Source organism: Massilia phyllosphaerae (assembly GCF_034659755.1).
GTDB lineage: Bacteria > Pseudomonadota > Gammaproteobacteria > Burkholderiales > Burkholderiaceae_D > Telluria > Telluria phyllosphaerae.
Map to the genome: position 1 here is coordinate 644,650 of NZ_JAXSQX010000004.1, position 23,831 is coordinate 668,480.

General features: G+C 66.7%; 23 protein-coding genes. 8 read left to right on the forward strand and 15 right to left on the reverse strand.

Annotation, left to right across the window (positions count from 1 at the left end):
• Positions 1-12: 12 nt before the first annotated feature.
• From U1H99_RS18710 to rsmB, 9 genes are all read right to left on the reverse strand, one after another.
• Entirely contained in the window at positions 13-954 is a 942-nt protein-coding gene (locus tag U1H99_RS18710) for an ABC transporter ATP-binding protein (protein ID WP_323143211.1), read from the reverse strand.
• A gap of 99 nt (positions 955-1,053) precedes the next feature.
• Positions 1,054-2,337 carry an EAL and HDOD domain-containing protein gene (locus tag U1H99_RS18715; protein WP_323143212.1) on the reverse strand — a complete coding sequence of 428 codons (1,284 nt, stop codon included), beginning with the start codon at positions 2,335-2,337 and terminating at the stop codon, positions 1,054-1,056.
• Between the two features lie 117 nt (positions 2,338-2,454).
• Positions 2,455-3,222, reverse strand: coding sequence for a class II glutamine amidotransferase (locus U1H99_RS18720; protein WP_323143213.1), 768 nt, complete (start codon positions 3,220-3,222; stop codon positions 2,455-2,457).
• A 127-nt stretch (positions 3,223-3,349) separates the two neighbouring features.
• Positions 3,350-3,607 carry a BTH_I0359 family protein gene (locus U1H99_RS18725; protein WP_141838839.1) on the reverse strand — a complete coding sequence of 86 codons (258 nt, stop codon included), beginning with the start codon at positions 3,605-3,607 and terminating at the stop codon, positions 3,350-3,352.
• A gap of 147 nt (positions 3,608-3,754) precedes the next feature.
• On the reverse strand, positions 3,755-4,153 hold the full coding sequence (locus U1H99_RS18730; RefSeq protein ID WP_323143214.1) for a GTPase: 399 nt from the start codon (positions 4,151-4,153) through the stop codon (positions 3,755-3,757).
• 13 nt (positions 4,154-4,166) lie between these two features.
• Positions 4,167-4,916 carry a response regulator gene (locus U1H99_RS18735; protein ID WP_323143215.1) on the reverse strand — a complete coding sequence of 250 codons (750 nt, stop codon included), beginning with the start codon at positions 4,914-4,916 and terminating at the stop codon, positions 4,167-4,169.
• A gap of 77 nt (positions 4,917-4,993) precedes the next feature.
• A complete protein-coding gene (locus tag U1H99_RS18740) occupies positions 4,994-7,312 on the reverse strand; it encodes a sensor histidine kinase (protein WP_323143279.1) in 2,319 nt (772 codons plus the stop codon).
• Between the two features lie 19 nt (positions 7,313-7,331).
• Entirely contained in the window at positions 7,332-7,895 is a 564-nt protein-coding gene (locus U1H99_RS18745; protein ID WP_323143216.1) for a DUF4390 domain-containing protein, read from the reverse strand.
• A 63-nt stretch (positions 7,896-7,958) separates the two neighbouring features.
• A complete protein-coding gene (gene rsmB / locus U1H99_RS18750; protein WP_323143217.1) occupies positions 7,959-9,593 on the reverse strand; it encodes a 16S rRNA (cytosine(967)-C(5))-methyltransferase RsmB in 1,635 nt (544 codons plus the stop codon).
• Positions 9,594-9,752: 159 nt separating this feature from the next.
• On the opposite strand from rsmB, the gene argS reads away from it, so the two are divergent.
• Genes argS through U1H99_RS18785 form a run of 7 tightly spaced genes read left to right on the forward strand, consistent with a single transcriptional unit; the run spans position 9,753 to position 16,094 of the window.
• Positions 9,753-11,465, forward strand: coding sequence for an arginine--tRNA ligase (argS, locus tag U1H99_RS18755; protein ID WP_323143218.1), 1,713 nt, complete (start codon positions 9,753-9,755; stop codon positions 11,463-11,465).
• 38 nt (positions 11,466-11,503) lie between these two features.
• Entirely contained in the window at positions 11,504-12,277 is a 774-nt protein-coding gene (locus U1H99_RS18760; protein WP_323143219.1) for an SPOR domain-containing protein, read from the forward strand.
• A 40-nt stretch (positions 12,278-12,317) separates the two neighbouring features.
• Positions 12,318-12,977 (forward strand): thiol:disulfide interchange protein DsbA/DsbL, encoded by a 660-nt coding sequence (locus U1H99_RS18765; RefSeq protein WP_323143220.1) that lies wholly within the window; start codon positions 12,318-12,320, stop codon positions 12,975-12,977.
• Positions 12,974-13,777, forward strand: a complete 804-nt coding sequence (locus tag U1H99_RS18770; protein WP_323143221.1) for an SDR family oxidoreductase — start codon at positions 12,974-12,976, stop codon at positions 13,775-13,777. The genes U1H99_RS18765 and U1H99_RS18770 overlap by 4 nt, the downstream gene beginning before the upstream one ends.
• Positions 13,777-14,538, forward strand: coding sequence for a biotin--[acetyl-CoA-carboxylase] ligase (locus U1H99_RS18775; protein ID WP_323143222.1), 762 nt, complete (start codon positions 13,777-13,779; stop codon positions 14,536-14,538). The genes U1H99_RS18770 and U1H99_RS18775 overlap by 1 nt, the downstream gene beginning before the upstream one ends.
• Positions 14,539-14,550: 12 nt before the next feature.
• Positions 14,551-15,312, forward strand: coding sequence for a type III pantothenate kinase (locus U1H99_RS18780; RefSeq protein ID WP_323143223.1), 762 nt, complete (start codon positions 14,551-14,553; stop codon positions 15,310-15,312).
• Positions 15,306-16,094 (forward strand): SPOR domain-containing protein, encoded by a 789-nt coding sequence (locus tag U1H99_RS18785; RefSeq protein ID WP_323143224.1) that lies wholly within the window; start codon positions 15,306-15,308, stop codon positions 16,092-16,094. The genes U1H99_RS18780 and U1H99_RS18785 overlap by 7 nt, the downstream gene beginning before the upstream one ends.
• On the opposite strand, the gene U1H99_RS18790 is transcribed toward U1H99_RS18785, so the two are convergent.
• The 6 genes from U1H99_RS18790 to U1H99_RS18815 all read right to left on the reverse strand — a co-directional run bounded on the left by U1H99_RS18790 (position 16,095) and on the right by U1H99_RS18815 (position 23,203).
• Positions 16,095-17,171 (reverse strand): septal ring lytic transglycosylase RlpA family protein, encoded by a 1,077-nt coding sequence (locus U1H99_RS18790; RefSeq protein WP_323143225.1) that lies wholly within the window; start codon positions 17,169-17,171, stop codon positions 16,095-16,097.
• A gap of 1 nt (position 17,172) precedes the next feature.
• Positions 17,173-18,288, reverse strand: a complete 1,116-nt coding sequence (rodA, locus tag U1H99_RS18795; protein WP_323143226.1) for a rod shape-determining protein RodA — start codon at positions 18,286-18,288, stop codon at positions 17,173-17,175.
• Between the two features lie 3 nt (positions 18,289-18,291).
• Positions 18,292-20,289, reverse strand: coding sequence for a penicillin-binding protein 2 (gene mrdA / locus U1H99_RS18800; RefSeq protein WP_323143227.1), 1,998 nt, complete (start codon positions 20,287-20,289; stop codon positions 18,292-18,294).
• A 21-nt stretch (positions 20,290-20,310) separates the two neighbouring features.
• On the reverse strand, positions 20,311-20,832 hold the full coding sequence (gene mreD, locus U1H99_RS18805) for a rod shape-determining protein MreD (RefSeq protein WP_323143228.1): 522 nt from the start codon (positions 20,830-20,832) through the stop codon (positions 20,311-20,313).
• Positions 20,832-22,043: a rod shape-determining protein MreC gene (gene mreC, locus U1H99_RS18810; RefSeq protein ID WP_323143229.1), complete on the reverse strand. Its 1,212-nt coding sequence runs from the start codon at positions 22,041-22,043 to the stop codon at positions 20,832-20,834. The genes mreD and mreC overlap by 1 nt, the downstream gene beginning before the upstream one ends.
• Positions 22,044-22,159: 116 nt before the next feature.
• Complete coding sequence (locus U1H99_RS18815) at positions 22,160-23,203, reverse strand: rod shape-determining protein (RefSeq protein ID WP_025511657.1); 1,044 nt, start codon at positions 23,201-23,203, stop codon at positions 22,160-22,162.
• Positions 23,204-23,523: 320 nt separating this feature from the next.
• Between U1H99_RS18815 and gatC the strand changes: the two genes are divergently transcribed.
• Positions 23,524-23,823 carry an Asp-tRNA(Asn)/Glu-tRNA(Gln) amidotransferase subunit GatC gene (gatC, locus tag U1H99_RS18820; protein WP_141838873.1) on the forward strand — a complete coding sequence of 100 codons (300 nt, stop codon included), beginning with the start codon at positions 23,524-23,526 and terminating at the stop codon, positions 23,821-23,823.
• The last annotated feature ends 8 nt before the right edge of the window (positions 23,824-23,831 follow it).

Genomic DNA, 23,831 nt, shown 5'->3' on the forward strand with positions numbered 1-23,831 from the left:
AGTCCCCTTCGTTCAATCTCTCAAGGTGCGGCCGGTGAGGTTCAGGAAGATGTCTTCGAGCGAGGCGCGCGCGGTGGAAAAGTGCAGCGGCCGCTGCCCGTTCTGCTGCAGCCAGCCCAGCACCGGCACGGCGTCGGTATTGTTGACCAGGGCGATGTCGAGCGTGGCGTTGTCCTGCGCCAGCGCGGTCACGCCCGCGTGCGTGCGCAGCGCCGCCAGCACGCCCTCGCCGGCCGGTTCGGCCAGGTCGACGCGCAGCACGGCGCGCGCCGGGAGATGCCTGTGCAGCGCGGCCGGGGTGTCGTCGGCCAGCACCTTGCCGTGGTCGATGATCACGATGTGGTCGGCCAGGCGCTTCACCTCTTCCATGTAGTGGCTGGTATAGATCAGCGCGCGGCCCTGGGCCTGCAGCGCTTCCAGGGTGTCGAAGATGGCGTTGCGGCTCTGCGGATCGACGCCGACGGTCGGCTCGTCGAGGATCAGGAGGTCGGGTTCGTGCAGCAGCGCGGCGGCGATGTTCAGGCGCCGCTTCATCCCGCCGGAAAAGGTGGCCGGCTTGTCGCGCGCGCGGTCCTGCAGGTTGACCAGCCCCAGCACGTGCTCGATGCGCGCCGCCAGCGGCCCGCTCTTCAGGCCGTACAGCGCGCCGAACAGGCGCAGGTTTTCGCGCGCCGACAAATCGTCGTACAGCGCCAGGTCCTGCGGCACCATGCCGATGCGGCGCTTGACGGCGGCGGCGCCGGCGACAACCGGCTGGCCGTCCAGCAGGATCTCGCCGGCATCGGGCCGCAGCAGGCCGCACAGCATGGCGACAGTAGTGGATTTGCCGGCGCCGTTGGGGCCGAGCAGGCCGACGGTCTGGCCGGCATGCACCCGGAACGAGACGCCGTCGACGGCGCGGCGGGTGCCGTAGGATTTGACGAGATTGGTGACGCTTAACAGCACGGAGGACATGGTGCTCCTACTCGGGGTGAGTTGCTTGGTCGGCTTGAACTGCTCGTGCGCTTATTCCTCGTTGGCTTTTGCCCGTCGTGCTGACGTTCCAGGCCGTGTTTAAATTGCGTACCGCACCACGCTGTCACTCCACTGGAACGCCGACATCTCCAGCTCGACCATGTCGTCACCCGAAATCTGCAGCTCCTTCAGCGAAGGCAGCACATCGTCATCCGACTGCTCGATGTTCTCGGCCAGCTTCAGCAGCTGGCCGAAGAAATCCTGGCGCTTCAGCAGCGCCAGCCGGATCTCGTCGCTGACCGGGATCTGGTCGAGGATATCCTGCATCGGAATACCGAACAGCACGTCCATGAGCGACATGATGCCGACCGTGAACGCAGTGTCGCCCGGGTAGCGCTGGCCCGGGCGCAGGCGCTTGGCCAGCAGTTCCATCAAGCGGCCGCGCGTGGTGGCCAGCATCAGCAGCGGGGTCTGGTTATGGCCGCGGTTGCCCGGCTCGGCGTACAGCATGATCTGTAGCCAGCGCTGCAGCTGGCGGCGGCCCAGCACGATCAGCGCCTGGCTGAGGGAATCGATGCGCTGCGGGGCGCCGACGGCCGGCGTGTTCACCAGGCGCAGCAGGTTCAGGGCCAGCGTCACGTCCTTCTTGACGGCGCGTTCGATGTCGGCGTTGTCGACGTCCGACATGACCTGGTTCATCAGCGACACCACGGTCGCCTGCGACGGCGACAGCTTGCGGCCGCCGAGCACCGCCGGCCGCGCGAAATAGAAGCCCTGGAAGTAATCGAAGCCGGCGTCCAGGCAGACGTGGTATTCGTCGCGGGTCTCGACTTTTTCGGCGATCACGGTCTTGCCCAGGCCCTGCAGGCGCGAGACCAGTCCCGCCAGGGTGTCGCGGCGCGTGCTGCGCAGGTCGAGCTTGACGAAGGCGGCCAGCGGCAGCAGGCGCTGCAGGCGCGCGCTGTCGCCGCCGACGCCGTCCAGCGCGAAGCGGAAGCCGTGGCGCGCCAGTTCCTGCATGCGTGCCAGCACGGCCTCGTCGGGGTCCATCGCGGCGACGATTTCGAGCACGGTGCGTTCGCGCGGCAGGAAGGCGAAGATGTCGCTGAACAGGACGTCGCGGTCGACGTTCAGGAAGCAGGTGGCGTCGCCGATGGCGCGCGCCAGGCCGAGCTGGGCGACGTGGGCGATGACGGTGGCGGTGGCTGGCAAGCCCGTTTGTGCCCCCTGAGCAGATGCGCCCTCGTCCTGGCCGGCGTTGCGGAACAGCAGTTCATAGCCGTACAGCGCCTGGTTGCGGTCGAGCACAGGCTGCCGGCCCAGGTAAAAGTCACGCACGCGCAGGGGCAGGTCGGCCTGGTCCAGGCTCACGGTATCGGTCATGTCGGCTCTCTGATTCACTGATGGAACGCAACGAAGTGCTATGAAGCTACTTTACCGCATTCCGCCTTAATAGTGACTAGCCGAAATTAATTTCCTGTATAAAACGTGTCATGGCGTTCACGTTTGCGGCAGACCGTCAACGAAGACTTTCAGTTCGCCGGGCGCGAACTCGGTCCATTGCTCGTTCGTGGTCAGCGGCGTGGTGACGATGATGGCCACCCGGTCGTCGGGCGTGGTCACCTGCGAAAAGTCGACCGACAGGTCTTCGTCGGCCAGGCTGGCGGCGGTGAACGGGTAGCGCCGCACGATGTAGCACAGCTTGGTCGAGCAGTGCGCGAACATGGCGGTGCCGTCGGACAGCATCATGTTGAAGGTGCCGTGGCGGGCAATCACCGCAAGCAGGTCGGCGATGGCGGCGCGCAAGGCCGGCAATCCCGGATGCTGGTTACCGAAACGCTCGCGCAGCTGTTGCAGCAGGAAGCAGAAAGCGCGTTCGCTGTCGGTGTTCCCGACCGGGCGGAACGGGCCGTCGAGAACGGGATCGAATTCCTTGAGGTCGCCATTATGGGCGAACACCCAGTAGCGACCCCACATCTCGCGCACGAAGGGATGGCAGTTTTCCAGCGCCACCTGACCCTGGGTAGCCTTGCGGATGTGGGCGACGACGTTCAGGGACTTGATCGGGTAGCGCTTGATCAGCTCGGCGATCGGCGAGGCGACGGCCGCCTGGTGATCGACGAAATGGCGCACGCCGGCGCCTTCGAAGAAGGCGATGCCCCAGCCGTCATGGTGGGTATCGGTGCGGCCGCCGCGGTGGGCAAAGCCTGTAAAGCTGAAGACAATGTCGGTAGGGACATTGCAATTCATGGCGAGTAGCTGACACATGGGTCAAGCTTACCATGCGCGGACGATAAAACAGGGGAGTGTGCGAAATGAAACAGACGGCGGAAACGGACGGCAGAAACGGACAACGGCCGGGCCGGTCGCAAGGACAGGCCCGGGGGCTGGAAGATCAGTGCAGTACGACAGGCTGGCTCATCAGGGTGTCGTAGGAACCCAGGAAGTCGTCGATCTCTTCCATCGTCGGTTCACTTGCGATCAGGGTGTTCACGTCGCGACGGAACGATTGCGCAAGTTTGCCGCCGATGAATGCTTCGCGTCGGCCGGATTTGTCGACAATCTCATAGCCGCCGAAGCGCAGCGCTTCGAGGTTATGGTCGACGCCAAACTCGACGACGCTGTACTGTTCGCTGTTATAGATCATGTTCATGATAATTCCCTCACTCGATCAGATTTGCGAAGTGCCGCCCGGCGGCGGACGGCTGGCATTCCATACTCAATAGTTTTCACTTCAACCATGAGGTGGGGCTGAACCAGACGATTTCAAGTATTCGAAATGGTTGAACTGAACCGTTTTCTACGCTTGAAGATCCGGCGTCAGCATCAACAGCTGATCGTATGGCTCGGCTTGCAGCCACGATCGCAACTGATCAAGATGCTCGCTGCGCGCAAGCCCGATGAAGAGACGCTCGGGACGCTGGCGCAGCATGCGATTCAATGTTACACGCAAAACCAGATTGCCGGTGCAGCACAGGCAACCGGGCGCGATACGCGCAAGTTGCGGGGCTGGCGAGAAGGTATCGAGGGGAGAATCGCCGGAGGGCAAGCCCTCCAGGATGATGGCTTGGTGCACCGCAGCGCCGGCGCTGCCGGCGCGCTGCAGTTCGGTCAGGATGGCCTGCTCGCGCGCCCGCGCGCCCGGCCCCGTGACCAGGGTGGTGGCGACGCGCGCCGGGCTTGCAGCAGGATCGCTCACGGCGCTTGCTGCGTTACTGCGCGTTTTTCTTGCCCAGCTTGCCCGGCTCCACGCCCAGCTGCTTCAGCTTGCGGTACAGGTGAGTACGCTCGAGGCCGGTTTTTTCGGCGACGCGCGTCATCGAGCCGCCTTCGCGCCCCAGGTGGTGCTCGAAGTACATGCGTTCGAAGGCGTCGCGCGCCTCGCGCAGCGGCAGGTCGAAGGACAGCGTGTAGCCGTGCGCGTGCGCCTCGCCGTTGCCGGGCGTGCGCGCCAGGCCCATCGACGCTCCCATGGTGCCGCCCTGCGGCTGCGGCGCGTACATCTGCGGCGGCGGCATGCTCGCTTCCGGCAGCGGCGCGGCGCTCGGCGAGACCGCTATCGGGCGCGGCGCGACCGCCGGGGCGCGCGCCACTTCCTGGCCGCGCGCCAGGCCCTGCTGCACCGCCTTCAGCAGCTTCTGCAGCGCGATCGGCTTTTCCAGGAAATTCAGGGCGCCGATGCGGGTTGCCTCGACCGCGGTATCGATGGTGGCGTGGCCGGACATCATGATCACGGGCATGGTGAGCAAGCCGTCGCGCTGCCATTCCTTGAGCAGGGTCACGCCGTCGGTGTCCGGCATCCAGATATCGAGCAGCACCAGATCGGGCGCGCCCTGCTGGCGTGCCTGGCGCGCCTGCTGCGCGTTTTCCGCCAGCTGGACCGCGTGCCCTTCGTCGCCCAGGATTTCCGAGAGCAGCTCGCGAATGCCCATTTCATCGTCAACTACGAGTATGTTTGCCATCTCTTATTTTGCCTTCCTGATCTGACCCGTTCCGTTCACGCGTTTTGCTTCCATTACAGCGAGATTCTATGCGCGATTCAGGCATCGGCCAAGTTCGCGGCCAAGTTCGCCTCTGGAGCTAACTTTAACAGCAAAATCGATACCGAAGCGCCAGATCCATCCGAACGGTTGGCAACATCGATCCGGCCCCCGTGCTCGTCGACGATCTTCTTGACCATCGGCAGGCCGAGACCGGTACCGCGCGCCTTCGAGGTGACGTAGGGTTCGAACGCGCGCGACAGGATTTTCGGTGCGAAGCCGGGACCGTTGTCGACGATCGCCAGGCGCACCGCGGTGCCGGTGCCGCCGTCGGCGCCGACGTAGTGAATGGCTTCGGTAACCACGTCGATGCGCGGCAGCGCATGCTCCGGCGGGCGGTCGGCCAGCGCATCCTGGGCGTTCTGCAGCAGGTTGTGAATCACCTGGCGCAGCTGGGTGGCGTCGCCCATCACGTGCGGCAGCTTCGGCGCCAGCGCGGTGTGGATCACGTCGGAATCGTCTTCGGCCAGGTACAGGTTCAGGATCTGGGCGATCAGGTCGTTCAGGTCGAGCGGCGACAGCACCGCCGGCGGTGCCTTGGCGTAATCGCGGAAGTCGTCGACCATGCGCTTCATGGCATCGACCTGGTTGACGATGGTGTCGGTGCCCTTTTTGAGCAGCTCGGCGCCCTGCGGATCGAGGCGGTCGGCCAGCTTCATCTGCATGCGCTCGGCCGACAGCTGGATCGGCGTCAGCGGATTCTTGATCTCGTGCGCCAGGCGCCGCGCGACCTCGCCCCAGGCCACCGAGCGCTGCGCCGAAATCACGTCGGAAATGTCGTCGAACACCACGATGTAGCCGCTGCCCACCCCCACCGGCAGGCGCGAGCCGCGCGCCAGCACGGTGATGTCGTGGTCGTCGTCGCTGCCGGCGCGGCGCGGGATCTCGATCTGCTGCTGCCAGTGCGAACGCAGCGGTCCGCGCCGGCTGGCGCCGCCATGGGGATTCTGCGCCGCGCTCTGGGCCGCGCTCTGCACCGAGAACGCGCGCGAGACCGCACCGGCGAAGCTTTCCAGACCCTCGATCGCATCCAGCGGCTGGCCTGCCAGCGAGGCGATGTCGACCTGCAGGATGCGGTGCACGGCGTCGTTCGAGTTGACCACGATGCCGTCGGCGTCGAGCACGATCACGCCGGCCGACATGTTGGCCAGCACCGATTCCAGGTGGGCCTTGGCGCTTTCCAGCGCGGCGCGGTTGCGCTCCACCGCGGACCTGGCTTCGAACAGCTGGCCGGTCATGGCGTTGAACGATTGCGTCAGGGTGCCGAGTTCGTCCTTGGTCTCGACGATCGGCCGCGGCGACAGGTCGCCCTCGGCCACCGCGCGCGTGCCCTCGGCCAGCACCAGCAGCGGCTGCGCCAGGTTACCGGCGATCACGAAGGCGGTGCCGATGGCGCCGAAGGTGGCCAGCAGCAGGGTCAGGGTCAGCGTGCCCTTGTACATCTTGCGCAGGCCGGTTCGGCCGACCTTGCGGTCCTGGTATTCGCGGTAGGCGGTGCTCAGCACCTCGGCGTTCGAGGCCAGGTTGACCGGCACCGACTGCAGCAGCTGCAGGTAGCGCGGCGCCACCCCGGGCGGCTCGGGCACCGCGATCACCACCCGCAGGCGGCGGTTGGTGGCGGCGTCCAGGCCGTTGTGTTCGGCGCCGCTGTCGCGGAACTCGGTGTCCATGCTGCCTTCGATGCGCGCATAGCCGCCCGGCATGGCGGCCTGCTTCAGCATCTGCTCGGTCGGCATGTCTTCGGACAGGTCGGCGCGCCGGTCTTCGGCGGCCGACGCCAGCAGCTTGCCTTCGCTCGAGAGCAGCATGCCGCTCTGCATGCCATCGTCGACGGTGCGCATCAGCACGATGCGGGCGCTGTCGTCGCTTTGCCCGGCCAGGGTGACGGCGGTGGTACCGGCGGTAGCGCCGAGATCGCTCAAGGCTTCGTCGAGCGCGGCCTGGCCCAGCTTCAGGCCGGAATCGAGCGCGGCCTCGATCTTGACGTCGAACCAGGAATCGATCGAGTGCGACACGAACTGGTAGGAGACCATGAAGATCACCAGTCCGGGCAGGATGCCGATGCCGGCGAACAGCAGCACCAGCCTGGCCATCAGGCGCGAGCCGAAGCGGCCGGCCTTGTAGCGCGAATACAGGCGCACCAGGTAGACGATCACCAGCAGCGCCAGCACGCCCGCCACCGCGGCATTCAGGCCGACCAGCCAGGAGAAATTACGTGCCAGGAAACCGGTATTGTCGGAGGCCGACGCCAGGACGAACAGCAGGATGGTGGCCAGCGCACTGCCGACCACGAGGGCATATCTCAGGGCCTTGGTCATCGTCGAGAACCGCGGTTCTTTACTCAGCACGATAGGTAAACGTTTTCTTGTGCGAGGTCAGGCGCCAGTCGGAATTGTTCAGGGCGTCCACCTGCAACGGCTTGGCCAGGTAATCGCGGTCCATGAACATGCGCAGCGTCACATTATAGGATTCGCCGGGCTTGAGCGCCCCTTTCGGCCCGATCAGCCAGCGCCCCGGGCGCCGGATCGCCAGCAGCGCCTGGTCGAGCGTGTCGTAGGTCTGCTGCACGCTGCCGATGACCAGCACATGGTAGACCCGGGCCAGCACGTCGTAGTCGAGGCGCACCGTGCGGCGCGCCGCCACGGCGCGGTCGTCGTACCAGTACCAGCGCGGGCGCGTCAGTTCGATCTCGGTGGTGAAGTACACCGGCATGCCCCCCTGCAGCGCCTGCTGCAGGCTGGTGGTCAGATCGAAGGAGTAGGAAGCCGACAGCCGGTAGCCGTCGTCGGAGGCTTCGATGCCGGCGCGCGTGATGTCGATCCCGTCGGCCGCCTGCGCCGTGACGCACGCGAATACCAGCATCAGCTGGCAGGCGAGAAGGCGGAAAAATCGTACAGTCACTAGGGGCCTTACAAAAGCGTTATCGGAGAAGTCAAGCGCGCTGATAGGCGCTTGTGTGGCGCTCTACGCCCCGACTTTTTGAAACAGGGCATAGAAAAGACCATCATGATCCTGCCCGGTACCGCTTCGTGGAAGCAACTGACCCGGCGCATCGAGACGGACCGCACCGTGGCGCACCGCAAAGGCGGCGGCCTGCGCTTCCGATTCCTGCGGCCAGAGCGAACATGTCACGAACAGCAATTTACCATCGGGCCGAAGCATCTGCCAAAGATTGTCGAGTATTTTCGTGGAAAGTGTTGCAAGTTGGTGGGTATCGCTCTTCCTGCGCAACCAACGGATATCCGGGTGGCGCCGGACGATACCGGAGGCGGTGCAAGGCACGTCGGCCAGGATGCGATCGTACTGGCGTCCGTCCCACCAGCCACGCTCTTCGGCGGGACCGGATGTCACATTTGCGCTCAAACCAAGACGCTGCAGGTTCTGCTCGACCCGGGCCAGGCGCCGCGCGTCGACGTCGAGCGCGGTCAGCTCGACCTCGGCCAATTCGAGGATGTGGCCGCTTTTGCCGCCCGGGGCCGCGCAGGCGTCGAGCACGCGCATGCCGTCCTGCAGGTCGAGCAGCGGCGCCGCCAGCTGGGCGCCGGCATCCTGTACCGAGACTAGGCCGTCGTCGAAGCCCGGGATCTGGTGCACGTTCACCGGCACCGCCAGGCGCACGGCGGAGGGGCCGACCTGATGCGCGTCCATGCCGGCGGCCGCCAGCGTAGCCAGGTAGGCCTCGACGCCCGTCTTGCGGACGTTGACGCGCAGCGTCAGCGGCGGCTGCTTGTTGCCGGCCGCGAGCACTTGCTCCCAGTCGTCCGGATAGGCGCCGCGTACCGAGTCGATCCACCACTGCGGATAATTCCAGCGCGCCAGCGGTTCGCGCAGGGCGGCTGCGGTCAAGGCGTCGCGCTCGCGCAGGAAACGGCGCAGCACGGCATTCACCATCGCCTTGGCATGGGCGAAATCCGGATGCGCCGCCGCGGCGCCGACCGCCTGGTCGACCACGGTGAACGCTTCGTAGGGCGGCGCGCCGTCCTGCGGCGGATCCAGCAGCGCCAGTGCCGCGCACAGCAGGCCGGCCAGCATCGGCGGTTCCGGCGGCTTGGTCGTCATCAGGTGCAGCAGGGTTTCGCTGCGGCCCAGCTGGCGCATGCTGCGGTAGGCGATGTCCTGCATCGCGCCGCGCGCCTGCGCCGTAGCGTCATACGCCTGGAACACCTCGGCCAGCGCCTGCGGTAGCGCGGTGCCGGTGCGCACCCGCGCCAGGCTGCTGGCGGCGCCGAGCAGGGCAAAGGCGAGCGAGTCGGGTTTCAGGTCGGGACGGTAATCGAGCTGGACCGGATTCTTGACTTCATGGCTGTGGCGCAGGCGGGTGTCGTCGGCGCGTGGCGCCGGACGGCTTTCCACCGGACGCGTTTCCGGCGAGCGAGTTTCCACTGCGCGCGGCTGCGGCGCCGGGGCGCGCTGGGGCGCCGGACGCGGCTCGCCCGCACGCTCCGCGGATGCCGGACGCGCCGCCGGCGCCCTCCCCTGGCCCTGGGCGCTGCCCGGCCGCGGCTGGCCTGGGCGGCCGCCTGCGGGCTTGGCCGGCTTGGCGGGCTTCGCGGCCTGGGCCTTGGGTTTGAGGGTGAGCGTCGGGCGCTTTTCGGTCATGGCAATCGATCAATGCGTAAAGGCGCACATTGTAGCGGGTCGGCGTTGCGCAGGCTTAAATATGCCTTTATGAAGCCGTGGGGCAAGCCGGGGAACATATTCCGCGTTGCGTCAAACCAGTATAATGACTGCTGTTTGTCCACTTTCTCACCACAGCCCATGCTCGCCCAACAAAAACAAGATATCGCCGCCCTGTTCCAGGCCGCGCTGGCACCGATCGTCGCCGGCACCGAACTGACGCCCAATATTGTGTTGGAGCGTCCGCGCGATCCCAGCCACGGCGATATCGCCTGCAACATCGCCATGCAGCTGGCCAAGCCGCTGAAGACGAATCCGCGCGAACTGGCCACCCGCCTGGTCGCCACCCTGCTGGCCGATCCGAACGCCGCCGGCCTGGTCGAGTCGGCCGACGTCGCCGGTCCGGGCTTCATCAACCTGCGCCTGGCGGCCTCCGCCAAGCAGTCGGTGGCGCGCACCATCCTGCAGCAGGGCGAGCACTATGGCCGCGGCACCTCGGGCGCCGGCCACCACGCGATCATCGAATTCGTGTCGGCCAACCCGACCGGCCCGCTGCACGTCGGCCACGGCCGCCAGGCCGCGCTGGGCGACGCCCTCTCGTCCCTGTTCGAATCGCAGGGCCACCAGGTCACGCGCGAGTTCTACTACAACGACGCCGGCGTCCAGATCGCGACCCTGGCCAACTCGGTACAGGCACGCGCCCGCGGCTTCAAGCCGGGCGACGCCGAATGGCCGGAGTCGGCCTACAACGGCGACTACATCGCCGACATCGCCGCCGACTTCATGGCGCAGAAAACCGTGTCCGCCAGCGATGGCGAACCGGCCACCGGTTCCGGCGACGTCGACGACATCGAGTCGATCCGCCGCTTCGCCGTCGCCTACCTGCGCAACGAGCAGGACCAGGACTTGCAGGCCTTCGGTGTCAAGTTCGACAACTATTACCTGGAATCGTCGCTGTACGCCGACGGCAAGGTGGCGGCCGCCGTGCAGGCGCTGGTCGACGCCGGCGTCACCTACGAGCAGGACGGCGCGCTGTGGCTGAAGACCACCGACTACGGCGACGACAAGGACCGCGTGATGCGCAAGTCCGACGGCACCTACACGTACTTCGTGCCGGACGTGGCCTACCACATCCAGAAGTTCAAGCGCGGCTTCGACCAGGCCATCAACATCCAGGGCAGCGACCACCACGGCACCATCGCGCGCGTGCGCGCCGGCCTTCAGGCGGTGAACATCGGCATCCCGAAGGGCTACCCCGACTACGTCCTGCACAAGATGGTCACCGTCATGAAGAACGGCGAAGAGGTCAAGATCTCGAAACGCGCCGGTTCCTACGTCACGGTGCGCGACCTGATCGAATGGTCGGGCAACGGCGACGTGACGCGCGGCCGCGACGCCGTGCGCTTCTTCCTGATCTCGCGCAAGGCCGACACCGAATTCGTGTTCGACGTCGACGTGGCGCTGGCGACCAACGATGAAAATCCGGTCTACTACGTGCAGTACGCCCATGCGCGCATCTGCTCGGCGCTGGCCAACTGGGGCGGCGACGTGGCTTCGCTGGCGAATGTCGACCTGTCGCCGCTGACCCAGCCGCACGAAGCGGGCCTGCTGGCCAAGCTGGCCGCGTATCCGGAAATGCTGCAGCGCGCCCAGAGCGAACTCGGTCCGCACCAGGTCGCGTTCTACCTGCGCGAACTGGCCGGCGAACTGCACAGCTACTACTTCGCGCACAAGTGGCTGCTCGACGACGACGAGGCGCTCAAGCTGGCGCGCCTGGCGCTGGCGACGGCGACGCGCCAGGTGCTGCGCAACGGCCTGGCCCTGATCGGCGTCTCGGCGCCGGACAAGATGTAAGCGTTCATACCGTTTAGATAACCAACAACCCGTACCACATGACCGGCCTTCACGCTCCCCTCCGTTCGTTCAAGCTGCGTTCGTTCACCCGCCAGCGCGGCAGCACGCTCACCGGCATCATCATCGGCCTGGTCATCGGCCTCGGCATCGCGGTGGCGGTGGCGCTCACCATCACCAAGGGCGCTTCCCCGTTCACGGAGAAGACCGCGAAGGCCGGCCGTCCGGCCGATCCGGCGCCGGGCCAGGCGCTCGATCCGAACAAGCCGATGTACGGCAACCGCGACGCCGCGCGCACGGCGAGCAAGGAAGTCGCGGAAAAGGCGGCGGCGCGCAGTGCCCGGCCGGCCGAGACGCCGGCGCCGGCACGTACGCAGGCACCGGCAGCGGCGCCGTCGGACGATCCGCTGGGCGCGGCGATCGCCGGCCTGAAGGAACCGGCCGAGGCGCGTCCGGAACCGGCCCGCAGCGAAAGCCGCCAGGTGGCGATGAATACGCGGCCATCGGCACCGGTGGCGGCGGCCACGCCGGCGCCACCGGTGCCCTCTTCCTCTTCCTCTTCGTCGTCGGGCAGCGACAGGACCATCTATTACCTGCAGTTCGGCGCCTTCCGCAACATGTCGGACGCCGAAGCGACCCGCGCCAAGCTGGCCCTGCTCGGTTTCGAAACCACGATCAGCGACCACACCAACGACAGCGGCGTGCTGCACCGCGTGCGCCTCGGCCCGTTCAACCAGGTCGAAGCCATGAACAAGGCGCGCGCCAAGCTGCTCGACAGCGGCGTCGACGTCGCGATCGTGCGCAACCAGCGCTAAGCAGGCATCCATCACGCAGTCATCTCGACAAGGAGTCTTCATGCGCCCACTGCGCCGCCTGTTCTGCATCGCCCTGGTCGGCCTGGCCGCCGTCCAGCCTTTCGCTTCCGCCGCCGAGCCGCAGAACGGCAGCCAGTACCTGACGCTACCGACGCCGCAACCGACCGACACGGGTAAAAAAGTCGAGGTCATCGAATTCTTCGCCTATTACTGCCCGCATTGCTACGCCTTCGAGCCGCAGCTGGCGGCCTGGGTCAAGAAACAGGGCGACAACATCGTCTTCAAGCGCGTGCACGTGAGCGCCGGCGCGTCCGCCCTGCCGCAGCAGCGCCTGTTCTACACGCTGGATGCGCTGGGCCTGCTCGACCAGTACCACCAGAAGGTGTTCGACGCCATGCACGTGCAGCGCCTGCGCCTCGGCAGCGACGAGCAGGTCATGGAGTGGGCCGCCCAGAACGGCATCGACCGCGCCAGATTCGCCGATACCTACCGCTCGTTCGGCATCCAGGCCAAGCTGCGCCGCGCCGGCGCCATGATGGAAGCCTATAACGTCGACCACTGGCCGATGCTGGCGGTCGACGGCCGCTACGTCACCTCGCCGTCGCGCGTACACCAGGGCGACACCGAGATGCAGCAACAGCAGGCCACGCTGCAGGTGATGGACTGGCTGGTCGACAAAGCCAAAGCCGAGAAGCGATGACGGACCGCGCCCCGCGTGGCGACGCCCGGCGCGTATTCATCACCGGCGCATCGGGCGGCATCGGCGCCGCGCTGGCACGCGATTATGCGGCGCGCGGCGCCACCCTCGGCCTGCTCGGCCGGCGCCGCGAGGCGCTCGACAGCCTCGCCGCCGCCCTGCCCGGCACCCATCATGTGTATGCGGCCGACGTCACCGACCACGCGGCCGTGGCCGCCGCCGCGCACGACTTCATCGAACGCGAGGGCGGCGCCGACATCGTGATCGCCTCGAGCGGCATCTCCTGCGGCACCCTCACCGAACTGCCGGAAGACCTGCCGCTGTTCGAGGAAGTCCTGGCCGTGAACCTGACCGGCACCATCGCCACCTTCGCCCCGTTCATCGAATCGATGAGGAACGGCAGCGGCGCGCGCCGCCTGGTCGCGATCGGCAGCATGGCCGGCATAAGAGGTATGAAAGGCGCCGGCGCCTACTGCGCCTCCAAGGCCGCCGTGCACAGCTATGCCGAAGCGCTGCGTCTCGAGATGAAACAATACGGTATCCGGGTGGTGACCATCGCCCCCGGCTACATCGCCACCCCAATGACCCGCAACAACCGTTTTCCCATGCCTTTCCTGATGTCCGCCGAGCGCTTTGCCGCCCGCGCCGTGTCCACCATTGCGCGCGGCCGCAGCTTCCGCGTGATTCCCTGGCAGATGGGCGTCGTCGCTGCCCTGCTGCGCCTGCTGCCGAACGCCGTGTTCGACGCCCTGTTCTCGCGTGCGCCGCAAAAGGCGCGCAAGCTGCCGTCGGGAGCCGCGTGATGGATGCGCAACGCATTGCTGACCTGTCGTCCGCCGGCGTGGCGGTCGAAGTCGTAGCGGAAACCGGCTCGACCAATGCCGACCTGCTGGCGCGCGCCGCCACGCTGTCCGCACCGCTGCTGCTGATCGCCGAACACCAGACCGCCGGCCGCGGCCGTGCCGGGCGCAGCTGGCTGTCGGCGCCGGGCCACTCGCTGACCTTTTCGCTGGCCTGGCGTTTCGAGGGCGGGTTGCCGGCCCTGACCGGCCTGCCGCTGGCGGTCGGCACGGCGCTGGCCGAAACCCTCGGCCGGCTCGGCCAGCCGGTCCAGCTGAAATGGCCGAACGACCTGCTCAAGGACGGCGACAAGCTGGCCGGGATCCTGGTCGAGACCCAGGCGGCGGCCGCCGGCACCTGGGCCATCGTCGGCATCGGATTGAACCTCGCGATGCCCGACGAACTCGAAGCAAGGATCGGACGCCCGGTCGCCGCCGTGCCCTGGCTGGCACGCATGGACCGCGACGCCCTGATGGCGGCCCTGCTCGACGGCCTGGCGCAGGCGCTGCAGGCATTCGCCGCCACAGGCTTTGCCGCCTTCAGCGCGCGCTGGAACCTGCTGCACGCTTACCAGGGCCAGCCGGTGACCATCGTCGACCGCGGCGAAGTGCTGCACGAAGGCCTGGCCGCCGGCGTCGACGATGGCGGCCGCCTGCTGCTCGACACCGAGGCGGGCCGCATCGCGATCGTGGCCGGCGACGTGTCGCTGCGCGTCAAAACCTGAAGGAGGCTGGACATGCTGCTGCTGGTCGATGCAGGCAATACCCGGGTCAAGTGGGCACTGGCGGCGGATGCGCCGGGCAACGGGCTTGATGCGGGCGACTGGGTGACCCACGGCGCCGTGCCGCACGCCGAGCTGGAACGCCTGCCGGCGGCATGGCTGGGACACGGTATCACCCGCGCCATCATCTCGAATGTGGCCGGCGCGGCCATGCGCGCCGAGCTGGAGGCGCTGCTGTCGGCCTTGTTGCCGGATCTCGCACCGGAATGGTTCGTGTCAATGCCCGCACTGGCCGGCTTGCGCAACGGCTACCGCAATCCCGGCCAGCTGGGCAGCGACCGTTTCGCCGCCGCGCTCGGCGCGCGCACGCTGGCGCCGGGGCAGGCGCTGGTGGTGGCCACCTGCGGCACCGCCACCACGGTCGATGCGGTCAGTGCCGACGGCGTCTTCATCGGCGGCATGATCCTGCCGGGCGTCGGCCTGATGCTGGGCGCGCTGGCGCGCGGCACCGCCCAGTTGCCGCAGGTGGCCACGGGCGACCTGCCTGCAACGTTCGCCGACAATACCCAGGACGCGATCCTGTCCGGCTGCCTGTCGGCCCAGGCCGGCGCCATCGAGCGCGCCTGCGCCGCCCACGGCGCCGCGCTGTGCATCGTTTCCGGCGGCGCCGCCAGCCACGTCGCGCCCTTGCTGTCGGTGCCCTACCGTTTGCTGGATAATAGCGTCCTGGTCGGCTTGCACGCCGCCGCTTCCGTCATGGGGAATCCGCCTTGCTGAGATTTGCTTTCTGGTCGCTGCTGTTCCTGAATGCCGCCCTGTTCGCCTATGGCCAGGGCTATCTCGGCACGGGCAACGGCGACGACCACGAACCGGCGCGCCTGAAGCGCCAGTTCAATACACCCAAGCTGGTGGTGCTGAGCGCCGAGCAGGCGGAAGCGGCGGCCAAGGCGGCGCCGGCACCGACCGCGCCCGGCGACAGCGGGAACGACAGCGCGAATGACAGCACCGCGGCGGACGCCAAACCGGCCGCACTCGCCGCGCCGCCACAGGCGCAGCCGCAACCGGCAACGCCGGCGCGTCCGCCGGCAGCCGACCTGGTCTGCCTCGACATCGGCACCTTCAGCGCCAACGGGGCCAAGCGTTTCGAGGCGCGCATGGCCGCACTCGACCTGGGCGAGCGCACCGCCGCGGGCCGCCAGACCGTGCAGGTGCAGGACGTCGGCAGCTGGCTGGTCAACATCCCGCCGCAGGGCAGCAAGGAAGCGGCCGACCGCAAGGCGAACGAACTGCGCAACCTGGGCGTAACCAATTTCTTCATCATCCGCGACGATTCGCCGCTGAAGTTCGGCATCTCGCTGGGCCTGTTCAAGACCGAGAGCGGCGCCCAGAACCTGCTCGCCCAGCTCGGCAAGCAGGGCGTGCACACTGCCCGCATCACCCCGCGCGGCCCGCAGGCCACGCGCTACATGTACCGCCTGCGCGGCCTCGACGACGCCACGCGCAAGCGCGTCGTCGGCTATGCCGAGCGCTACGATGCGGAAGCGAAGCGCTGCAGCTGATCAGCGCTTGATGACGATCGGCTTGAGTCCCAGCGACGACGGCAATGCGCGCGCCGCATCCTGCGCCATGGCGCGGGTTTCATAGGGTCCGCTGACCAGGCGATTCACGCTGCCCGAACGCACCACTTCCAGCGCCTGCGAAACGCCCGATTTTTTCAGCATCTCGCTCATCTCTTCCGCCTTGCCTTCGCGCCCGAAGGCGCCCAGCTGCAGGTAGAAGCCCGACGCCGCATTCGTGGCCGCAGCGGTCGGAGTGGACGCAGCGGACGATACCGCCCGGTACGCAGGCTGCGGTTTGGCCACCGCGGCGCTGTCCATGTTGACGCGGTCTTCCAGCATCAGCGCCGCGATGTCCGGCGGCGGCGGCAGCGCCTGGGCGGCCGAAGCAACGGCGCGGCGCGTGGTGGCGATGCGGGTGCCGTCGTCCGGGAACAAGCGCTCGACCTCGACCTGGTGGCTGCCCTTGCCCAGCAGGCCGAGCTTGAGCGCGGCCGTGTAGGAAACGTCGATCAGGCGGTCCGAGTGGAAGGGACCGCGGTCGTTGATGCGCACCACCACCGACTTGCCGGTTTCGGTGCTGGTGATGCGCGCGTAGGACGGGATCGGCAGCGTCGGGTGCGCGGCCGTCATCTTGTACATGTCGTAGGGCTCGCCCGACGAGGTGCGCTGGCCGTGGAACTTGACGCCGTACCAGCTGGCGATCCCCTGCTGCACGTAGGGTTCGTTGCCCAGCAGCGGCGTGTAGGTGGTGCCGAACACGGCGTACGGGCGGTTGGCGAACTTGGCGTAGGGTTCGTACTTGACGACCGCATCCGGCACGTCGGCCAGGCCGGGCGGCGGATTATCGCCGGGGCCGTCGTCCTGGTAGTAGCCGCCGCGTCCGGAGCCGGCCGCCGGGAGCTTGGGCAGGTCGGGATTGAGCTTGCCGTGGTTGGCCGTCACCTTGTGCTTCCAGGGCAAGGGGATCAGGCTTTTGTGTTCGCCGTTTTCGCTGGTGGTGCCGCAGCCGGTCATCATTGCCAATAACGCAACGACGGCCGACAGGCGCACCGGAATGGCCTGTGCTTTGTCTTTCATGTCAGGTCTGCACCAGTTTGCGGTGTTTTTGAATGCTCATCAATATACCAGAGCATAGCCCCAGGGTAATCAACGCGGTACCGCCGTAACTCATGAACGGCAAGGGCACGCCGACCACGGGCAGGATGCCGCTGACCATGCCCATGTTGACGAACGCATAGGTAAAAAACATCATCGACACCGAGCCGGCGACGAGACGCGTGAACAGGTTCGGCGCATTCGCCGCGATCATCATGCTGCGCCCGATCAGCAGCAGGTACAGGAACAGCAGCACCAGGTTGCCGACCAGGCCGAATTCCTCGGAATACACCGAGAAGATGAAGTCGGTGGTGCGCTCGGGGATGAATTCCAGGTAGGCCTGGGTGCCCTTCAAGTAACCCTTGCCGGACACGCCGCCGGAGCCGATCGCGATCACCGACTGGATGATGTGGAAGCCCTTGCCGAGCGGGTCGGAAGTGGGGTCGATCAGCGTCATCACGCGTTCGCGCTGGTAGTCGTGCAGCATCGACCAGGCCACCGGCAGGCCGGCGCAGCCCGCGGCGAACAGCGCCGCCAGCGCCTTCCACGACAGCCCCGCCAGGAAGATCACGTAGAAGCCGGAGGCGCCGACCAGCAGCGCGGTGCCGAGGTCGGGCTGGCGCGCGATCAGGCCGAACGGGATCAGCAGCAGCAGCGCCGCCACCAGGAAGGATTTCCAGTTCAGCAGCCCGGCCCGCGTCTGGAAATACCAGGCCAGCATCAGCGGCGTGGCGATCTTGAGGATTTCGGAAGGCTGGATGTCGACCCCCACGTGCAGCCAGCGCCGCGCCCCCTTCTTGATGATGCCGAACAGCGCCACCGCGATCAGCAGCGTCACCCCGAAGGTGTAGATCGGCACCGCGATGCGCAGCAGGGTCTGGGGCGGCACGTTGGCCGCGACCCACATCACGATGAAGGAGAGCAAGATATTGCGCATCTGCCCTTCCATGCGGCCCGGGAAGTCGTGGCCGGCCGAACTCATGGTCAGGGTGCCGACCGAGAACAGCAGGAACAGGATCAGCGCCAGCGGGCCGTCGAAGACGGTGAAATACGGTTTCAGGCGCCGGCTCAGCGAGCGCCTTTCCGGGATGTGGGCCATCGCTCAGTCTTCCTTGTTACCCGGCGTCTCGCCGCCCGGCGGCTTGGGCGCACCGGCGTTCGGTCCGAAGGATTCTTCGGGGATCGCCATGTCTTCCTTCTGGATCGCCGCCGCCGGCGCCGGCTTCGCCTTCTCGCCCGGACGCTTGCCCAGCAGGTAGTAGTCGAGCGCCTTGCGGACGATCGGCGCCGCATAGGTGGAGCCGAAGCCGGCATTCTCGACTACCATCGCGATCGCGATCTTCGGCTTGTCGGCCGGGGCGAAAGCGGTGAACAGCGCGTTGTCGCGCAGGCGCTCGGGCGTCATGTTGTGGTTGTACTTGGCACCCTTCAGGCCCACCACCTGCGCGGTACCGGTCTTGCCGCCGACCGTGTAGCCGGCGTTGCGGAAGGCCATGTAGCCGGTGCCGGGTGCCTTGCCGTCGCTGGTGACGCCCACCATCGCGTTCTTGATGACGTCGATGTTTTGCTGCTTGAGCGGGATGCGGCCGGATTCCTTGGCCACTGTCAGCGTACGCTGCTTGGTACCGCCGTCTTCCAGGATCTTGACCAGGTGCGGCTTCATGACCACGCCGTTGTTGGCCAGCGTCGATACCGCATGCGCCAGCTGCAGCATGGTATAGCTGTTGAAGCCCTGGCCGATGCTGATCGAGATGGTGTCGCCGCCGACCCACTTCTGGGCCGCACGGTTGCGCTTGAAGCGTTCGCGCTTCCACTCCTGCGACGGCAGCACGCCCGATTTCTCGTGCTCGAGGTCGATGCCGGTCGGCGAGCCGAAGCCGAACTGCTTCATGAAGCCGCTGATGGCGTCGATCCCCATCTCGTTGCCGAGCTGGTAGTAATAGGTATCGCAGGACACCACGATCGAGCGGTACATGTCAATGTAGCCGTGGCCGCCCGGCTTGTCGTCGTTGAAGCGGTGCCCGCCCAGCATGAAGAAGCCGGCGTCGCTGATGCCCTGCTCCGGGCGGCGCTTGCCGAGTTCCAGCGCGGCCAGCGCCATGAAGGGCTTGAAGGTGGAACCCGGCGGATAGGTGCCCGACAGCGGACGGTTCATCAGCGGCCGGTCGAGCGAGGTATTCAGCTCGTTCCAGCTCTGGCTGTCGATGCCATCGACGAACAGGTTGGGGTCGAAGCCGGGACGCGACACGTAGGCCAGCACGTCGCCGGTCTCGGGCTCGATCGCGACCAGGGCGCCGCGGAAGTCGCCGAAGGCTTCCTCGATCACCTTCTGCAGCTCGATGTCGAGCGACAGGATCAGGTTGGTGCCCGGCACCGGCGGCGTGCGCGACAGCGTGCGGATGGCGCGGCCGCCGGCCGAACGCTCGACTTCCTCGTAGCCGGTCTGGCCGTGCAGCTGCTTTTCGTAGCTCTTCTCGACGCCTTCCTTGCCGATGTGGTCGGTGCCGGTGTAGTTGGCGGCGTCGTCGCCGGCCTCGATGACCTTGGCGTCGTTCTGGCTGATGCGGCCGATGTAGCCCAGCACGTGCGAGGCGATCTCGCCCAGCGGATACTGGCGGAACAGGCGCGCCTGCACTTCGACGCCGGGGAAGCGGAAACGCTGGGCGGTGAAGCGCGCGACCTCGTCGTCGGTCAGGCGGGTGCGGATCGGGACGCTGGCGAAGTTCTTCGATTCCTCGAGCAGGCGCTTGAAGCGCTTCTTGTCCTTGGCTTCGATCGTGACCAGCTTGCCCAGTTCGTCGATCACGGAATCCAGGTTGGCTTCCAGCTTGGACGGGGTGATCTCGAGCGTGTAGGCCGAGTAGTTGCTGGCCAGGACCACGCCGTTGCGGTCCAGGATCAGGCCGCGGTTGGGGACGATCGGCACCAGCGCGATGCGGTTGTCCTCGGCCTGCGCCATGTACTGGTTGTGCTTGACGACCTGCAGCCACACCCAGCGGGTGACCAGCAGGCCGAAGCAGATGAACACGAACACCACCATCGCCGTCAGGCGCATGCGGAACAGGTGGATCTCGCGATCGCTGTCTTTAATTTCGGTCATGCGATAAGGTTGAAGTGCGCTTTAGATCGGGCGCGTATGGTCTTTGTCGACCGCGCGGCGCTGCGGTGCCAGCAGCAGCCAGGTAATCACCGGCCACAGGGCGACCGCGATCAGGCTCTCGATGAAGTGCAGCCAGCCGGGGAAGCGGCCGGTCACGAAGAAACGCACCAGCACCTGGATCGCCTGGGTCAGCAACAGCAGCGGAAACACGTGCATCGCCTGCGTCATCAGCGGGAACCACAGCACCCGGCGGTGGATCATGATCGCCAGGTAGGAAAGCAGAGTATACGCCAGCGCGTTCTCGCCGAGCAGGGTCGCGTCGTGCACGTCCATCAGCAATCCCATGCAGAAGGCGATGCCGATGCCGACCTTGCGCGGCTGGTGGATGCCCCAGAACACCAGCACCAGCGCGACGAAATCGGGCGCGCCGATCCAGCGGCCCCAGGGCAGCAGGTTGAGCATGAAGGCGCACACCAGGCTGAAGGCGATGAACAGCGGGCTGGCCGGCAGCAGGATGTAATGCGGACGGGTCGTCGTGGCCATCAGGTGCCTTCCTTCGGTGCGGGTGCGGCCGGCGATCCGGCGGCCGGCGATCCGGCGGCCGGCGAACGCGTAGCCGGGGCGGCGGCTGCGGGCGCAGGTGCCGCCGGCGCCGTGGCCGGCGCAGCGCCGCTGCGTGCCGGCTGCGTGGCCGCGGCCGGGACGGCGGCGGGTCTGGCGCCAGGGGCCGTTCCGGCCGCGGCCGGCGCGGCGCCGTTGCTGGTCCCGTTGGCGCTCCCGTTGGCAGCAGGCGCCGCCGCCGGCAGCGGCTGAGGCGGCAAGGGCAACGGCGGCACCGGCGCCATCTTCGGCAGGTTGTTGCGCTTGGCGACGGTATTGCCGTTGGCCTTGGGCGCTTCTTCGGGCGGACGCGGCGCCGCCGGCTGGTCGGACATCACGACCAGCAGCTGGCGGTGGCGGTCGATGCCGGCCAGCGGCTGGCAGACCACGCGCCCGAAGGCGCCCTGGGCCACGTTCTCGACCTGCACCACCTTGGCCACGGCCAGGCCGGCCGGGTAGATGCCGTCCAGGCCCGAGGTCACCAGCACGTCGCCGACCTGGATGTCGGCGTTCGGCGCCACGAAGCGCAGGTCGAGCAGGCCGGAGTGGCCACGCCCGTAGGCGACGCTGCGCAAGCCGCTCCTCAGCACCTGCACCGGGATCGCCTGCTCCTTGTCGGTCAGCAGCGTGACTTCGGACGTGAACGGGAACACACGCGTCACCTGCCCCACCACGCCGGCATTGTCGATCACCGGCAGGCCGAGCTTGACGCCGGCACGGGCGCCGCGGTCGAGCACCACGCGGCGCGTCGACGGGTCGCGCGCGTCGTACAGGATCTCGCTCATCATCGAATGCACCGGCAGGTGCTCGCGCGCGTCCATCAGGCGCCGCAGGTGGGCGTTCTCGGCCATCTGGAGCTGGGCCTGCTGCATGGCCTGGGCCTGCGCCACCTGCTGGCTCTTGAGGTCGCGCACTTCCTTCTGCAGGGCCGAGACCGAGGAAAAATAGTCGCCCATGTTGGACATGGCGTCGCGCGGCACCAGCGCCGCCATCTGCAGCGGGTACAGGACCGTGGCCGCGACCTGGCGCACCGCGTCGAGCGCATGCAGGCGCGCGTCGACCACCAGCAGCGCGATCGAGACCAGGGCAAACACCGTCACCTTCACCCTCGCAGGGGCGCCTTGCTTGAAAAGCGGCGGAGGACTGTATTCCATGACTTTCAATAATGCGGGCGCGGTGCGCCGGCAGCATCAATAATAGGAAGCAGCGCGGACAGGCGCCGTGGCTCGGCCACGCACCCTGTCCGCGCTGCTCTCATCGACGAGGTATCTTACTCGTACGAGAAGATCGAACCCAGCTTGTCCATGCGCTCCAGCGCCATGCCCGAGCCGCGCACCACGCAGGTCAGCGGGTCTTCGGCGACCAGCACCGGCAGGCCGGTTTCTTCCATCAGCAGGCGATCCAGGTCGCGCAGCAGCGCGCCGCCGCCGGTCAGCATCATGCCTTTCTCGGCGATGTCGGCGCCCAGTTCCGGCGGGGTCTGCTCGAGGGCGTTCTTGACGGCCGAGACGATGTTGTTCAGCGGGTCGGTCAGGGCTTCCAGGATCTCGTTGCTCGAAATCGTGAACGAGCGCGGGATGCCTTCGGACAGGTTGCGGCCCTTGACTTCCATTTCCTTGACTTCGGAACCCGGGAAGGCGGAACCGATGGCCTTCTTGATCGACTCGGCGGTCTGCTCGCCGATCAGCATGCCGTAGTTGCGGCGGATGTAGTTGACGATCGCTTCGTCGAACTTGTCGCCGCCGACGCGCACCGAACCCTTGTAGACCATGCCGCCCAGCGAGATGATGCCGACTTCGGTGGTGCCGCCGCCGATGTCGACCACCATCGAGCCGGTCGCTTCCGAGACCGGCAGGCCGGCGCCGATCGCGGCCGCCATCGGCTCTTCGATCAGGTAGACCTGCGAGGCGCCGGCGCCCAGCGCCGATTCGCGGATCGCACGGCGCTCGACCTGGGTCGAACCGCAGGGCACGCAGATGATGATGCGCGGCGACGGACGGAAGAACTTGGAATCGTGGACCATGCGGATGAACTGCTTGAGCATCTGCTCGGTGACGGTGAAGTCGGCGATCACGCCATCCTTCATCGGGCGGATCGCCTCTATGTTGCCGGGCACCTTGCCGAGCATCTGCTTCGCTTCCTTGCCCACTGCCTGGATCGTTTTCTTGCCGTTCGGACCGCCTTCCTGGCGAATCGCGACGACCGAAGGCTCATCCAGCACGATGCCCAGGCCGCGCACATAGATCAGGGTATTGGCGGTACCCAGGTCGATTGCCAGGTCGTTCGAGAAGTAGCTGCGTAGAAAACCAAACATGTGTGTCCTGATGCGCACCTGATAGCGCTTGAATCGAACTTCGATTTTTCGAAGTCCCTAACATTAATCGGGGAATCCTCGCCGCGACGGTTGAATCCGCATCGCGGGCTTGCATGCGCGGGAAGGCCGCTTTCGCCCTCGAGAACGCATTAGCCCGCCATTCTACCTTATAATTTGGCGTTTAAATGCTGAAAAACGGGCGGTTTCACCCCGATATCAGCCAGCGAGATCAGCGGTATTAGAAAGCTTTTATCAGCTTTAACGCGCCGTTATCCAAATTTCATCATCCGCACAACCATCTCCTGTTGCCCTCATTTGCCATGTCTCTGACACTTTCAGACGTAAAACGGATCGCCAACCTGGCCCAGCTCGATATGGACGACGCCCATGCCGAGATCGCACTGAGCGAACTGAACGGGATTTTCGCCCTGGCCGAACAAATGCAGGCGGTCGACACCACCGGTGTGGCGCCATTGTCGCAACCGCTGGCCGCCGTGCTCGCATTGCCGCTGCGTCTGCGCGACGACGTGGTGAGCGAAGAGAATCGCCGCGAAGACTACCAGGCGCCGGCGCCCAAAGCGCAAGACGGCCTTTATCTCGTGCCTAAAGTTATCGAATAAATATCAGC